This window comes from bacterium (genome assembly GCA_016703265.1).
GTDB lineage: Bacteria > Krumholzibacteriota > Krumholzibacteriia > LZORAL124-64-63 > LZORAL124-64-63 > CAINDZ01.
Window position 1 is genome coordinate 135,900 of record JADJCK010000007.1, and the last position, 14,975, is coordinate 150,874.

The 14,975-nt window shown below is 69.4% G+C and carries 9 protein-coding genes; 4 read left to right on the plus strand and 5 right to left on the minus strand.

Annotated elements, in window-relative coordinates; genetic code table 11:
- Positions 1 to 60: 60 nt before the first annotated feature.
- Entirely contained in the window at positions 61 to 2,082 is a 2,022-nt protein-coding gene (locus IPG61_14505) for a hypothetical protein (GenBank protein ID MBK6735259.1), read from the minus strand.
- A 379-nt stretch (positions 2,083 to 2,461) separates the two neighbouring features.
- On the opposite strand from IPG61_14505, the gene IPG61_14510 reads away from it, so the two are divergent.
- Entirely contained in the window at positions 2,462 to 3,337 is an 876-nt protein-coding gene (locus tag IPG61_14510) for an NAD-dependent epimerase/dehydratase family protein (GenBank protein ID MBK6735260.1), read from the plus strand.
- Between the two features lie 19 nt (positions 3,338 to 3,356).
- Here IPG61_14510 and IPG61_14515 read toward each other — a convergent pair whose 3' ends face one another.
- Entirely contained in the window at positions 3,357 to 5,282 is a 1,926-nt protein-coding gene (locus IPG61_14515; GenBank protein MBK6735261.1) for a hypothetical protein, read from the minus strand.
- A gap of 240 nt (positions 5,283 to 5,522) precedes the next feature.
- Between IPG61_14515 and IPG61_14520 the strand changes: the two genes are divergently transcribed.
- From IPG61_14520 to IPG61_14530, 3 genes are all read left to right on the plus strand, one after another.
- Positions 5,523 to 8,222 (plus strand): alpha amylase N-terminal ig-like domain-containing protein, encoded by a 2,700-nt coding sequence (locus IPG61_14520; protein ID MBK6735262.1) that lies wholly within the window; start codon positions 5,523 to 5,525, stop codon positions 8,220 to 8,222.
- On the plus strand, positions 8,171 to 8,920 hold the full coding sequence (locus tag IPG61_14525) for a hypothetical protein (GenBank protein MBK6735263.1): 750 nt from the start codon (positions 8,171 to 8,173) through the stop codon (positions 8,918 to 8,920). Before IPG61_14520 ends, IPG61_14525 begins: the two co-directional genes overlap by 52 nt.
- A 210-nt stretch (positions 8,921 to 9,130) precedes the next feature.
- Positions 9,131 to 10,276, plus strand: a complete 1,146-nt coding sequence (locus IPG61_14530; GenBank protein MBK6735264.1) for a hypothetical protein — start codon at positions 9,131 to 9,133, stop codon at positions 10,274 to 10,276.
- A 105-nt stretch (positions 10,277 to 10,381) separates the two neighbouring features.
- Here IPG61_14530 and IPG61_14535 read toward each other — a convergent pair whose 3' ends face one another.
- The 3 genes from IPG61_14535 to IPG61_14545 are packed head-to-tail and all read right to left on the minus strand — an operon-like array spanning position 10,382 to position 14,968.
- Positions 10,382 to 10,825, minus strand: a complete 444-nt coding sequence (locus tag IPG61_14535) for a hypothetical protein (protein ID MBK6735265.1) — start codon at positions 10,823 to 10,825, stop codon at positions 10,382 to 10,384.
- Between the two features lie 11 nt (positions 10,826 to 10,836).
- A complete protein-coding gene (locus IPG61_14540; GenBank protein ID MBK6735266.1) occupies positions 10,837 to 13,305 on the minus strand; it encodes a glycogen-binding domain-containing protein in 2,469 nt (822 codons plus the stop codon).
- 40 nt (positions 13,306 to 13,345) lie between these two features.
- Positions 13,346 to 14,968 carry a hypothetical protein gene (locus IPG61_14545; protein MBK6735267.1) on the minus strand — a complete coding sequence of 541 codons (1,623 nt, stop codon included), beginning with the start codon at positions 14,966 to 14,968 and terminating at the stop codon, positions 13,346 to 13,348.
- Positions 14,969 to 14,975 lie beyond the last annotated feature (7 nt).

The following is a 14,975-nucleotide window of genomic DNA, read 5'->3' on the forward strand; positions in this document are numbered from 1 at the left end:
AACACACCCGCTGCGGGCGTCAAAGCACGGGTGGGGCGCGGCCTGGCCGCGCCCGTTGTTTCAGCGAAGCATCATGACCCGTGCGGCACCGGCTGCTCCGGGCGCCGCCACGCGCACCAGGTAGTCTCCGGCCGGAACCGGCCGTCCGCGGTCATCCCGGCCGTCCCAGGCGGCCTCGGCCAGGTCGGCGCCGCGCACGGTCCCCGGCAGCCTCCGCACGAGCCGGCCGGCCAGGTCGTAGATCTCCAGGGCGGGCACCGTGGCGCCCGGCGCCGCGAAGCGGATGTCGACCCTGCCGTTCGCGGGATTGGGGTGGATGAACGGGGGGCCCGGTTGCACGGCGTGGACCACGGCGGCGGCCGCGTTCGCGCACGGGGCGGCGTGCACGGTCACGCCCGTTTCGCCGTCGGCGGTCACGATGATGCCGTCGCCGGCTGCCGCGCTCCGGGTCGTCTCGAGTGCGGCGATGCCGCCGGCGAGTCGCGCGCGGCCCGGGTCGGACAGGTCCACGACCTGCACGCCCGACCACGCGTCGGCGACAAGGGCGAACCCGTCGCCGAGGCTGACGGCCACCGCCTGCGAGGGCGTGTCGACCGTTGCCACGAGTCGTGGCGCACCCGGGCCCGTGAGCGCGAACACGTGAAGCCCGGCCTCGAGATCGGCCACGCAGGCGAACGCGCCCGTAACCGCGACATCCTGCGCATAGCCGGGCGTGTCGGCCCCGCCGACCAGGCGCGGCTGCAGCACGTCGGAGACATCGACAACCTGCAGGCCGTAAGCCGGGCTCGTGACCAGGAGGCTGTCGCCCGCGAGCGCGAGGCCGCTGGCGGCGCCGGGAACGTCAATGCCCGCGACGATGCGGGGTTCGCCCGGCTCGGCCAGGTCGACGACCTTCACGCCCGTGAAGAGGTCGGCCACCAGCGCATGATTGCCGGCAATCACGACATCGCAGGCGAAGCCCGGCACGGCGACGTTGCCCAGCCACTGCGGCGCGGCGGGATTGCCGATGTCGATCACGTCCAGGCCGCCCTCCCAGTTGGCGATGCAGGCCAGGTCACCCGAGACGGCGATGCCGACGGCGTTGCCCGGTCCGTGCGCGGGCAGGCTGGAGACCAGGGCCGGGGCCGCCGGGTTCGCCAGGTCGATGACGGCCAGGCTGTGGTCGTCGTCGGCGACGTAGGCGAGGCCGTCACGGATGACCAGGTCCTGGGCGGAGCCGGGTGTGCCGATCCGGCCGAGTGGGGCCGGGCTGGCGGGAGTGGTGATCTCGGCGACCTGCAACCCGCGGTCCCAGTCGGCGACGAGCGCCCGCGAACCGGTCACGGCGACGCCGTAGCTGTAACCGGGAGTGGCCACACGGCCGGTCACCTGCGGCGCATCGGGGTCGGTGACATCGACGAGTTGCAGGCCCTTGCTGAAATCGGCGACGAGGGCGGTGTCGTCGGCCATAACGACGGCCAGCGCGATGCCCGGGGTGTCGGCGCCGCCGCGGAGCACGGGCGCGCCGGGGTTGGCGACGTCGATCACGCGGAGACCGGCCAACCCGTCGGCGACACAGGCGCGCCCGCCGTGCACGGCCACGGCAAAGGCCTCGCCGGGCGTGTCGACGGTACCGATGATGAACGGAGCCGAGGGGACCGTCACGTCGATCACCTGCAGGCCGGCCAGGCCGTCGGCGACGAACACGAGATTCCCGGCCACGGCGACGCCGAGTGCCTCGCCGGGCGTGTCGACGACAGCGACGACCGAAGGCGCCGCTGGAACGGCGGTGTCGATCACGCACAAGCCGGCGATGCCTGCCGCGACATAGGCCTTCGTGCCGGCCAGGGCGACGCTGTTCGCCTCGCCCGGCATCGCCACGCCGCCGATGATCACCGGATCCCCGGGCTCGTTGATCTTGACGACCACCAGGCCGCCGCCGGCGTCGGCCACCCACGCGAAGGCGCCGGCCATGGCCACGCCGCGGGCCGTGCCCGGCGTCTCGACGGCGGCGAGGAAGCGGCACCCGTCGGCGGAGACATCGATCAGGCGCAGGCCGGCATCGCCGTCGGCAACGCAGGCGAGCGATCCGGCGACGGCCACGCCGAGGGCGCGTCCGGGCGTGTCGATCCAATCAGTCCAGCGGGCTGTCTTCGCGAAGTCGACGCAGGGCGGCGTCGCGGCGCACGCGGCACCTGACCAGGCAATGGCGATGGTTGCGAACAGGCGGCCTCGGGGCGCCGCGGGAAGTCTGACGTATCTGGCAATGGTCCGGGCGATGGCCGTTCGGGGCGAGGCGAAACGGACAGGACATGACGCGGACGAGCCCATGGCTCGTGCCTCCGATCATGGCGATGGCTGTCTGTCTGGTCCTCGCGGTCAGCTTACGGGTCGGCGATGCCGGCGACAACCTCGTATATTGCCGGCTCGGTGGTTCGCCGGCTTTGCAAACAGGCACATCTTCCGGGAAACACGGGAAATCATGGAACGTTCCGGCAGCAACGTCCCCGGTCCGGGCTCGCGCATCGCGGTGCTCGGGGCAGGCTACATCGGGATGGCCGCGGCGCGCGCGTGCGTGGCGGCGGGCGCCGCCGTCTGGACGGTGAGCCGGTCACCGCGGGCGGCGGGCGCGGGTATCACGCCGGTGGTCGGCGACCTGTCGTCGGGATCCTCGACGTACGGAAGTCCCATGGGCCTGCCGGAAGCGCTCGACGCCGTGATCCTGGCCGTGGCACCGGGCGGCGGCGGCGACTCCTACGAGGCCACCTATCCGCCCGCAGCGCGAGCCGCCGTCGCCCTGGCCCGGGCCCGTGGCGCGAGGGCCGTGGTCTACACGTCGAGCACCGGCGTGTACGGGGGGCGCGACGGTGTCCCTGTCGATGAGTCGACGCCGCGCGCCGGCGACGGTCCCGGCAATCGCGCGCTGGTCGCCGCGGAGGACGTCCTGCTCGGCGCGGGCCTGTCCGGCATCACGGTGCTGAGGGTGGCGGGGATCTACGGGCCGGGGCGCGACCCGCGGGCACGCTTCGCGCAACCGGGGCTGCTGCCGTTGCGGGGCGAGTACTGGGTGAACTTTGCGCATCGGGACGACATCGTCGCGGCGATCACGGGCAGCCTGGGTTACGCCGGGGGGCCGCGCGTGCTCAACGTCGCCGACGGCGCGCCGGAAACGGCAGCCGCGATCGCGCGGTGGTGCGCGGCGGCGCGCGGCATCGACCCGGCATCGCTCGACTTTTCCGGCGAAGGCCTGCCGACGCGCTCGAACCAGCGGGTCGTCAATGCCGCGCTGGCGGCCACCGGCTGGCGGCCGAGGTACCCGTCGTATCGCGAGGGATTCACCTCGGGCCTGCAGGACTGACCACGCGGCGGCGCGCTGCCTATTGCGGCACGCCGCTGCTGCCGTCGGCCTTGAGCCACAACAGGGCCGTGGAGGCCGGGAGCGTGGTCGGTCGCATGGCGCCCGAGATCGTCTCGGTCTCGACGTTGCCGGCCGTGAGGTCGTATTTCACCCAGCTGCCGCTGGCGGGAAAGCTCACGTTCCAGGTGTGCGGCGAGTGGTCGAAGTTGCAGGCTACGACCACTTCGGCGGCGCCCGCCGTGGCGGTAGTGCCGCGCCAGTAGGTGAGCGTGTACTCGACCTGGTCGAGGTTGCCGCTGCGCCACGGGAAGAAGACGTGCTCGCTGCGCAGCGCGGGGCGATTGAGCCGCAGGTCGATCAGCCGGCGGTAGGCCAGGCGCAGCGAAGCGTCGCCGGCCGCCCAGTTGATCTTGTAGGTCGAGGTTCCGGCCGGACGCAGTTCGCCCGAGCCGATCTCCTGGCCGTTGTAGAGCATGGGAACGCCCACCGAGGTGAGCGAGACGATGGCGCCGAGGCGCGCCTTGGTCAGCCCGCCGATCGCCTGCGCACCCGCCGAACCGTTGGTGTTGACCGACCAGACGACGCGGTTCTCGTCGTGGCTCTCCAGGTACTTGATGTCGCTGAAGCCGTCGCCGGGCGTCGCACCGGCATAGCCGCTGTTGCCCGAGATCACGTTCGCCAGCGCCCACATGTTGTTGTAGGCCGGGCCCCAGGCGCCCACCGTGGGCGTGGTGGAGCCGCGGTCGGCGAAGCCGCGCTCGGTCAGGGCCGTGATCAGCACCTGGTTGAAGTTGTTGCCGCCGCCGCCCCAGCTGTCGGTGTGGTTGCCGCCCCACTGCGCATCCCAGCCGTGGGTGACCGAGTTGCCGAACGCCGCGGGCGTGAAGTCCTCGGCGATCAGCAGCAGGTTCGGGTAGCGCGCCCGCAGTTCGTTCTTCAGCCAGTCCCAGGTCGTGGCGGGCTCGCCGCCGATATAGTCGAAGCGGAAGCCGTCCACGCGGTAGGCATCGACCCAGTGGCACAGCGAGGCCAGGATATGGGCCTTCAGGGCCGGGTCGGCCCAGTTCAGTTCGACCAGACCCCAGGGATTGCTCTCGGTGGTCGTGAAGTGGTTGCCGCCGGCGAAATCGTCCAGCTGGCGCAGCGGCGAACTGCCACTCATGTGGTTGACCACGGCGTCGAGGATGACGGCGATGCCCTGCGCGTGCATGGCGTCGACCAGGCCGGCGAAGTTGGCCGGGTTGCCGTAGCTCGGGTTGGGCGCGAACTGGAGCACGGGGTCGTAGCCCCAGCCGTTGTACGAAGGCGCCGTGACAGGCATGAACTCGACCGCGTTGACGCCCAGTTCCACGAGCGAGGCGCCGGACATCAGGCCGGCCTGCGCGCCGGCGAACGTGCCGGTGGTGCTGAAGTCGTTCGGCGCGATCTCGTAGATGACCAGGCGCGAGCGTTCGATGGGCTCAGGCAGTACGCGGGGCCGCGCGAACACGCGCCCGCGAACGGCATTCCAGAAGGCGGGATTGCTGTTGAAGCCGTCGGGCGCCACCTCGCGGGCCGAAGGGTCGGTCAGCCACAGCGTCTGCGCGCCCTTGCGCACGACGAACTTGTAGTAGTGCATGCCGTCGGCCACGGTCTTGATCAGGCGCCAGGTGCTGCCGTCAGGCTGCAGCGTCAGCTGCCAGGCGGCATCGGCCGAGGCCCAGTTGTTGAGCGTGCCGGCCATGTGCACCGAGTCCACTGCGTAGGCCGAGAGCGTGAAGGTGTCGGTGCGGACCTTGGCCAGGCCATCGTCGACGACGTTCGGCGCCGGCGCCACGGGCATTGCCGGTTCGGGCCCCGTGCCGCAGCCCGCCAGCAGGCTTGCCGCCAGCAGCAGGGCCAGCGCGCGCGGGATGGCAACGGCCGGGCGGGTTGCCGGCGCGAAACGGGCGGACTGCCGGGGCATCGGGATCCTCCGGGAAGCGGGCCGGCCGGCCGGGCGCGCCTGGTGTTCTTGGGGTAACCGTGCCGGGCACGGGCAAAATATCGTACCAAGTGTAACATATACCGGCGATACTGGACAGGGCGAGTCGGGCGCTGCCCAGTCCCCGCCTTGATTCGCATCCGGCGGCGCGATAATGTCGCCGTGCCGACGGCCTCATCCTTTGCCGCGGCGGAACATCCCCAGTTTCCAGGAGCCCATCCCATGCGCGTGATGCCCCGTTCTGCGTCCGTCGCCGTCCTGCTGGCCGCCCTGTTGTGCGGCCTGGCCGGCGCCGCCTGGTCCGCCCAGGTCACGTTCAGCCACAATGCGCCCGGTGCCGGCAAGGTGTGCCTGGCCGGCGAATTCAACGGCTGGAGCGATGCCGCCAATCCCCTGGTGAACGACGGCGGCAACTGGTCGCTGACACTGGAGCTGGCGCCCGGCACCTACCAGTACAAGTTCGTCGTTGACGGCAACTGGAAGCAGGATCCCGCCAATCCCGAGGCGGCGGCCGATGGCTTCGGCGGCAACAACTCGGTCATCACGGTGGCTGCCGGACAGGCGGCCGTGAAGGTCGGCGGCGGCGCGGCGGCGCCTGCGGCGGCAGCTGCCCCAGCTGCGGCCGTGCCGGCGGCGGGCGGCAAGGTGCCGGTCATGTTCCGTTGCGACGCCCCCGGCGCCGGCAAGGTGTGCCTGGCGGGCGAATTCAACGGCTGGAGCGACGCGGCCAACCCGATGACGAACGACGGCGGCGCCTGGACGCTGGCGCTCGACCTGGCCCCGGGCAGCTACCAGTACAAATTCGTCGTCGACGGCAACTGGAAGCAGGACGACAAGAACCCCGAGGCGGCGCCCGACGGCTTCGGCGGCAACAACTCCATCATGAAGGTCGGCGCCGGCGGCGCTGTGGCCGCTCCTGCGGCGGCGACGGCGACGCCGGCCGCGAAGCCTGCGCCCGCAGCCCCGGCAGCTGCCGGCGGCAAGTGCGCCGTGACGTTCGCGCATGCGGCGCCCGGCGCCGCGAAGGTGTGCCTGGCCGGCGAATTCAACGGCTGGAGCGACGCGGCCAATCCGATGACCAACAAGGACGGCAACTGGACGCTGACGCTGGACCTGGCCCCGGGCAGCTACCAGTACAAGTTCGTGGTCGACGGCAACTGGCTGGCCGATCCGCTCAACGCGAATGCGAGCGACGACGGCTTCGGCGGCAAGAACTCGCTGGTAAAGGTACCCGCGGGCAAGGACAAGGTCGATGCCGCGGCGGGCGGCGTGCCCGGCGCCGTCGGTGCGGCGGCGGGTGGCGCTGCGGCAGCCGGTGACGGCGAGCTGCGCTCGGTGGAATTCGCCTTCACGCCCGTCATTTCCGGCGTGACCAACGTCTTCCTGGCCGGCACCTTCAACGACTGGAACGACTCGAAGACGCCCATGCTCGACGCCGACAAGGACGGCACCTACACGGTGACGCTGCTGCTGGCCCAGGGCACCTACCAGTACAAGTTCGTGGTCGACGGCAACTGGAAGCAGGACCCGAACAACGCCGAGGCGACCGATGACGGCTTCGGCGGCAAGAATTCCGTGCTGAAGGTCGACGGTTCGTTCGCCACCATCAGCATCGGGCTGGGCGACGCGAAGATCTTCAGCGACGACCTCGAGCCGGTGTTCGACTACTCGACCTGCAACCCGGTCTCGCCGACCGAGGTGGTGCTGACGGCGCGCGCCCACCTGGGCGACGTCGACAAGGTGGTCGTGCACTACAACGTCGGTTCGGGCGCCTGGACGCCGGGCGAGAGCAGGACGAGCATCGCGATGAAGCCTGCCGAGAAGGACGCCTCGTTCCAGTACTACCGCGCCACGGTGAAGCTGGGCAAGCCCGACGACGTCCTGCAGTACGTGATCGCCTATCATGACGGCGACCACCGCGAGTTCTTCGGCGCGCGCGGCATGACCGCGGCGGCGCCCGTGGCCTTCGCCTACCGGGCCGCCGACCACACGCCGTTCCTGACGCCCGATTGGGCCAAGGACGGCATCGTCTACCAGATCTTCCCCGAGCGCTTCGCCAACGGCGACAAGGCGAACGACCCGGACTTCAAGGAGCCGATGTACGAAGGCGCCGCATCGCTGCCCGCTTCGGGCAAGGTGAACGGCGAGTACTTCCACATGGTGGACGACTGGTACGACATCGCCGGCCTGGTGCGCAGCCCGTACCGCACCGACGGCAAGCCCGACTACTTCTCGTTCTACGGCGGTGACATCGCCGGCATCCAGCAGAAGCTGGACTACCTGGTCGACCTGGGCGTCACGGTGCTCTACTTCAACCCCCTCAACCAGGGCATGAGCAACCACAAGTACGACCCGGTCGACTACCTGAAGATCGACCCGCACTTCGGCACGCCGGAGGAGTTCAAGGCGTTCGTGAAGGCCTGCCATGAGCGCGGCATCCGCATCGTCGTCGACGTGGCCTTCAACCACACCGGCAACTGGCATTTCGCCTTCCGTGACGCGGTCGAGAACGGCCCGCAGAGCCCGTACTACAACTGGTACGAGTTCAAGCGCTGGCCGCTGCCGAAGTCGCGCGACTTCAACGCCAGCGACTACTACGACTGCTGGTGGGGATTCGGCCTGCACCCGAACCTGAACTTCGACCTGAAGCGCCCGAACGCCGACGAGAACAACGTCGCCGACGTTGCGCAGGCAAACGTGAACCAGCCGCTGGTCGACTACGTGCTGAAGACAGCCGACGTGTGGCTGGGCGAGTACGGAATCGACGGCTTCCGCCTCGACGTGCCCAACGAAGTGCCGTTCTGGTTCTGGAAGCTGTTCCGTGAGCGCTGCGACAAGGTGAAGAAGGATGTCTGGCTGGTGGGCGAGCTGTGGGCAATGCCGGCCGCTGGATCGGGCCCGAGTGCTTCGACTCGACCATGAACTACAAGTTCTTCCGCGATCCCGTGATGGACTTCTTCGGCAAGGGTTCTCTGGACGCCGCCTCGTTCGACGCCCGCCTGAGCCCGGGCCGGTTCCAGTACCCGCCGCAGTCGGTCGCGGTGATGATGAACCTGATGGACAGCCACGACACCGTGCGGTTCCTGACGAGCGCCGGCGACGTGCGGCGCCTGATGCTCGGCGCCATGTTCGGGATGACCTACGTCGGGATGCCCCACATCTGGTACGGCAACGAGGTGGGCATGGTCGGCGACAAGGATCCCGACTGCCGGCGGCCCATGGACTGGCGCTATGCGGGCGACCCGCGGCGGCAGGCCCTGCGCGACTTCTACGGCAAGGTCACCCGGTTGCGGCGCGACACGGCGGTGCTCAAGCGGGGCTCGTTCACGGCCCTGGAGACCAACGGGAAGGGCTATCTCGTTGCGCGGGAACTGGATGGGAAGCTGGCGGTAGCCGCCTTCAATGCCGGGCAGTCGCCGGTCACCCTGACCCTGTCGCAGGCGGCGCTGAAGGACCTGGCCGGCGCGGGGGCGACCCTGGTGCTGCGGGCCGAAGTGGGCCCGGACCTGTTCCCGCAGGCCGCGGGGGCGAGTTTCAAGACCGGGGACAAGCTGGACCTGCGCGGCGGCGACATCCAGATCACCATCCCTGCGCTCAGCGGGGCGATTTTGCTCAATTAGCGGATTCCGATGGCATTTGCTGCCTGATTTGTGATAATATTCTCTCGGCAAAACGTGACCTGATGCCTGAAGGGGCGGCGACGGCGCCGCCCCCGACGGGCATCTGCCCTCGGCTGGCAGGCCTGCATCCAGGTTCGCCCGTCACTGCGTCAGTCGCCCGGAAGCGCCACCATGTGCACGCGCCGGGACAGAAGCCCTCAGGAGGCAACCATGAAGAAGTTGTTCATGCTCGCGACCATCGCCGTGGCGATGCTTGCGGCCGGCCAGTCGCTGGCCACCATCGGCTGGGCCGGGAACGTCTGGCCGAACGCGGGCAGCGCCCAGGTTCCGACCGGCCCGTTCAGCGTGTACGTGCAGGTGTGGAAGGGCGGCGTGACCGACGCGCCGGGCCAGGGTGCGGACATCCAGGTCACGATGAACGTGACGAACAGCCTCGGCGGCAGCGACAGCGTCGTCCTGGCCTTCCTCGGCGACAACGGCGCCAACGACGAGTACACCGGCCAGGTGGCGCAGGCCATGCTGGCGGGCGCCGCGACGGTGACGGTCGACTTCGTCGTGACCGACCTGAGCGACATGACGACCTACGGCCCGATCAACGACCAGGCCGGCAACACGGCCCCGCTGACCTACAACGTGACCAACGTGCTGCCCAATGACGTGGCCGTGACGTTCACGATCTGCATGAGCGGCGAGCCCACCAGCGGCGCGCCCTGCGTGATCGGCTCGGCCGGTGTCATCGGCAGCTGGGGCACGGGCGTGGGCATGACGCAGGTGAGCGGCGATCTCTACAACGTGGTGGTCACCTTCCCCGCCGGCATCAACCCGAACTTCGAGTACAAGTACAAGAAGGACGGCTGCAACAGCTGGGAGGGCGCCAGCAACCGCCCTGTCGCGCTGCCCACGGACGGCACCACGGCCGTGACGCTGGCGACCGACAGCTGGAACAACCTGCCGCTGGGCTGCGGCATCGGCCAGACGCTGACCGAAGCCAAGGTCATCTGCTTCCAGGTCTGTGTGGACGCGGTCGGCACGGCCGGCGGCGTGTGCGTCATCGGCAGCACCCCTGAGCTGTCCGGTTGGACCACGGGCGTGGCGATGACCGAGATCTCCTCGGGCCTGTACCAGGCGTGCATCGCGTACCCCGCCGGCACCCCGATCCCGCTGAACTTCGAGTACAAGTTCAAGAAGGACGGCTGCTCGACCTGGGAGAGCGTCGCGAACCGTCCCTTCACCCTCGACAACGCGAGTGCGTCCGAGACCACCGTTTCCCACAACTGGGATGACGGCATCGGCGCCTGCGCGACGGTCGGCACGGATGACGAGAGCTGGGGCGCGCTGAAGAGCATGTTCCGGTAGTCGTCGGCAAGACCGGTTCGAACGAGCGAGGCCCGGGGTGACCCGGGCCTCGTCTTGCTTGTGCGGTGGTGGCGCAGCGCGGGATCATCGCGCCGCGTCACCGCCCTAGTGCAGGATCAGGATGGAGTTCTGCCCGCCGAAGCCATCGTCCTCGCCCAGCGGGTTGTTCTGGTCGCGCTCCCAGCGGATGCCCCAGTCGATGGCGAACTTGTACTGGTAGCGCCCGGGCTTCAGCGGCAGGACGATCTCCCAGATGCCGTCCTTGTCGTCGTCCTGCATGGAACCCACCGCATGGTCGAAGCGCCCGGAGGCCTTGGTGCCGCACCAGCCGTTCTCGTCCCAGTTGCCGCAGATGTTGACGTGGCGGGCCTGGGGGGCCTCGTAGACGAAGCGCACCGCGTGCTCGAAATCGTCGACGCGGTGCGGCGTCGGCAGGCGGTTGCGCAGGATGCGCGAATAGCTGCAGCCCCCGAGGGCCAGCAGTGCGGCCGCTGCCAGGAGCAGCATCGCGGTGCGGCGACGGGCGCGAACGTGGTGCGACGGGCGCATCGACGATCCTCCTAGAACTGCAGCTGCGCGCGCAGCGTGACGACACGGGCCTTGGCAAGCTGGTCCTCGGCGTCGAGCGCCGTGGCCGTCGGATTGTCGAACAGCCAGCGCTGGCGGTACCACCAGCGGCCGGTCTGGCGACCTCCGTACGCAATCGAGTAGTCGATCGGGTCCACACCCCAGGCGGCGACCAGGTCGAGCTTGCGGATGGGCGTGTAGCGCACGCCGAGGAATGGTGCGAAGAAGTCGCGGTTCTCGTCCTCGGAGCCGGCGGCCTCGCGATGATAGTGGACCCAGCGCACGTCGGCGATCAGGCCGGTGCTGCGCGTCAGGTCGCGGTCGTAGCGCAGGATCAGTTCCAGCGTGCGGTCCCGCAGGCCGGCGATACCGTGGTCGATCCTCGCCAGGCCCCATTCCAGCTCGGCGTGTCCCCGCGGGTCGCTCGGCAGCCCGATGCCGGCGCGGCCGGCGAACCAGGCGCTGTCGCGGCGATGCGTGCCCAGGTTCGTGTCCGCGGGCGCGTCGCGACCGATGGCGGCATAGTCGAGTTCGACACTCGAACGGCGGATCCACAGCGATACGCTGCGTTCATCGCGACGCCAGTCGAGCGACAGTTCGGTGGAATCGAGCGTGGCCACCGCCGGGCTCGGCAACACCGTGTACTGGACCTGCTTGTTGGCGACGTCCTGAGCCAGGAACGAAATGGCCATCTCACGCTCGGCACCCGTGCCGCCGCTGGTGGCGTCCCACAGGTGGCGCAGCCGGCCGTCGAGGCCGTCGCGCGGGGTCCATGCGGCCTCGACCTGGAAGCGCACCTGGGTGCGGTCCAGGAAGGGCAGGCCCATCGCGCCGTTCGTGTTGTTCTGGCCGTACTGGTTGCCCGTCACGAACTGCTGCTTGCGGTCGATGGCCACGCCCTGCACGCCGAGCAGCCACGCTTCGCCGGTGCGATAGCGGGCGTCGAGACCCAGGTTGTAGACGTGGTTCTCGATCTCGTACCAGGTGCTGGAGTCGCCGGTGTTGGCGCGGTGTTCGTCGAGCACAGGAATGCCCGTCGAAGGCAGGCCCACCCGCGTGCCGAAGTCCATCCAGATGAGCCAGCGCTCGGCCCACAGCGGCACGCCCAGCTCGAAGTTGCCGTAGCGGCGCGACAGCCGCAGCCCGACGCGATCCTCGCCCGTGTTGTCGAACAGGTCGGGGTCGTTGTAGAAGTCGTGGTTGTGCACGTTCGCGAAGAACGCATCGACGTGGACCCCGGCCGGATCGGCCGCGAACAGGACGCCGGCGCTGCCCTTCCCGTAGGACAGGTGGTCATGCAGGATGGTGCCCGGGTGGTCCAGATCGCCTCCCATGCGCATGAGGTCGCCACCGGTAAACGTCTCCTGGTTCCAGTAGGCCTTCATCATGAAGTTGGACGGGTGGACGGTCAGCGCCGCTTCGTCCAGGAAGGCCGCGATGTTGTTCTGGATGATGGCCTCGTCGGAGTCCAGGCGCAGCCGGACGCTCGAGTCCGTCAGGTCGGAAATCTTCGTCTCGAAGTTGAGGTCGACCGACTGCGAGGGGCGCTGCAGGCGGAAGCGCGCATCCGACCGCAGGTTCTTGGCGAACTCGAAGCGCGTCAGGTACCGGCCGCCCACGTAGACCTTCGGGTTGAGCGGGGTGTTGGATGCCGGGCGCGCGGAGTCGGCGACGGAGCCGGCCGCGACCAGCTTGCCGTCGGCGCCCACGGTCACCAGCGAGTTGGTGCCGCCGTAGGGGTCGGACTGCGTCTCCGGATTCTCGGCGTCGGCGAACCAGGAGCCGTCGGCCACGAACTTGTACTCGTGCTTGCCCGCCGGCAGCGAATGGATGATGACCCAGTTGCCCTTGCCGTCGTTCGTCAGCGGCAACTGGTCGGCGTTCCAGCCGTTGAAGCTGCCGGCCAGGGTCACGCGCGCAGCGCCGGGGTTGTGGTAGGTGAACTGGATGCCGCCGTCGACGGCGCGCGGGGGGCCGACGGTGAACTTGGCAGGAGCCTTGGCGGCCGGCGCGTTGGCTGCGGCCGCCGGGGCCGCCGTGCCGGCTGCGGCCGGCGCCGTGGCGGCATCGGCGACCGGCTTGCCGTCGCTGCCCACGCTGACCAGCGAATTGCTGCCGCCGAACGGGTCGGCCTTGCGCCGGGCGTTGTCGGCGTCCTCCTGCCAGGCGCCGTCGACGACGAACTTGTATTCGTGGTCGCCGGGAGTCAGGGCGACGGTGGCGCTCCAGAGGCCGTCATCGCCGCGCACCAGAGGCTGCGCCGTGGCGTTCCAGCCGTTGAAGTCGCCGGCCACGAACACAGCCGCGGCCGCGGGGGCGCGACAGGTGAAGGTCACGCCGCCGTCGCCGGCGGTCACGGCGGCGCCTGCCGCCGCAGCTATCAGCACGGTCGTCGCCAAGACCAGGCAGGCAATGAGCGCCCGGTACAGGCGCGGGCTTCCCGTCATGCGATTCACTGTCATCGTCAGCTCCCTGGCGGGCGCCGGGGCCCGCCGCACGGCGTCAGAACCAGGCCTTCAGCAGCAGCTTGAACCGGTCGCGCAGGTTGTCGTTGTTGCTCTCGTTCACGAACCAGTCGGTATAGGCCAGGTTGTCGGACTGGCCAGGGTCACCGTATTCGAAATAGATCTCCGAGCCCCAGCCGATGTCGTACTTCAGCTGGGCGAACAGCGTGTTGCGCGCCTCGGTTTCCTCGTTGACGTTCATGGCGCGCAGGTAGCCCTTGAGGCGCTCGGTCAGGTTCACGTTCATGTCGAAGCCCATGGCCGTGACCTCGCGGAACGTGCCCTGGTCGTGGATGCGCGCCTGCAGGCGGATCTTGGCCAGGAAGTTCTCGACCGACACCTCGCCGAACCAGTCGGGATAGGTCGTGAAGGAGTTCACTTCCGTCGAGGCGTCGAAGCCATGCCACTGCTTGTAGGCGAAGCGCGCCTTGAAGCCCTTGACGAACTCCATGTAGAGCTCGCCGTACCATTCCGTGGCAGGGCGCAATCCGCCGCCGGGCTGGTCGGCCACGTGCTTGCGGTACTCGTCCCAGGCGACCTTGGCCGTCACGGCCTTGCGCGGCACCAGCCAGATACCCTCGACGTGTCGCTGCACGCGGTTGTAGCCGTCGCCGCCCTCGTCGAAGCGGCCCGCCATGTAGTCGCGGAAGTTCTCGCCGACATCGCGGTACCAGGTGTGCAGGGTGAGGGCGCCCATGTGGAGGTCGCGGGCCTCGAGGGCCAGCGCGGTGGCATCGCGTTGCGAATTGCCGAACACCCGTTCGCCGTAGGGGCGGCGGCTGTAGGCGAACTCGCCGGTCCAGCGCGACTGCTCCAGGTTCAGCGGCCCGAGGCGCAGGCCGGGATGCACGAGGTTGCGCGGCACGAAGGCGAAGTCGGCCGAGTACACATCGTTGTGCATCAGCGAGGTCAGGTCGCGCCAGTTCTCCAGCGACGTGTCGGTCCAGTCCTTGCGCAGGAACATCGCACCGGATTCCAGCCGCCCGCCCCAGCCCTTGTGGCGCGCGCGGGCGATGATGGCGTTCTCGCCGCTGGGCACGTCCACGCCGGCGTCGCTGTAGGTGCCGCCGTTGTCGCTGACGATGACCGTGCCGCCGAGGTTGGGGACACCCAGGATGCCGCCGTCCCAGAAGTCGAAGCGTATTCCCTGTGCCTTGGGGCCCCAGTCGTCGTTCTTGAGCTTGCCGTCCTCGACCAGGCGCAGCAGCGGTTCGTCGTTGAGGTAGAAGCGGTTCTGCCGGTAGAAGAGATAGGCTTCGGATTTCTGCTGGCGCAGCTTCAGGTGCCCCTCGCCGTTGATCCAGCGCGGGCGGTAGTAGTCTATCTCGGGCGTACGGTCATCGTCGCGGTTCGAGCGCGCCCACCAGCGCGTGAAGATCTCGAACCGGTCGCTCGGGTTCGACAGGAACTTCAGTTCGGCGAAGTGCGTCGGCATGCCGTTGTCGCCGGGCGAACCGACGTGCCAGCGCCCGTCGTTCTTTTGGGCGGCGATCTCCGCCTCGTAGTAGCCCTCGACACGCGTGGCGGCGCCTGCCGGCGCGGCGGCAAGCAGGCCCAGCATCAGGCCGGCCGCCAGGCGCCGGGCGCGCGGGCGCGACGGCAGGGGCTCAGGAGTGGGCATCAGGCGC

Bases quoted from the DNA above. Each gene is read 5' to 3' on its own strand.
- IPG61_14510 (MBK6735260.1), top strand. From the start codon at position 2,462: ATGGAACGTTCCGGCAGCAACGTCCCCGGTCCGGGCTCGCGCATCGCG.
- IPG61_14515 (MBK6735261.1), bottom strand. From the start codon at position 5,282: ATGCCCCGGCAGTCCGCCCGTTTCGCGCCGGCAACCCGCCCGGCCGTT.
- IPG61_14520 (MBK6735262.1), top strand. From the start codon at position 5,523: ATGCGCGTGATGCCCCGTTCTGCGTCCGTCGCCGTCCTGCTGGCCGCC.
- IPG61_14530 (MBK6735264.1), top strand. From the start codon at position 9,131: ATGAAGAAGTTGTTCATGCTCGCGACCATCGCCGTGGCGATGCTTGCG.
- IPG61_14535 (MBK6735265.1), bottom strand. From the start codon at position 10,825: ATGCGCCCGTCGCACCACGTTCGCGCCCGTCGCCGCACCGCGATGCTG.
- IPG61_14540 (MBK6735266.1), bottom strand. From the start codon at position 13,305: ATGACAGTGAATCGCATGACGGGAAGCCCGCGCCTGTACCGGGCGCTC.
- IPG61_14545 (MBK6735267.1), bottom strand. From the start codon at position 14,968: ATGCCCACTCCTGAGCCCCTGCCGTCGCGCCCGCGCGCCCGGCGCCTG.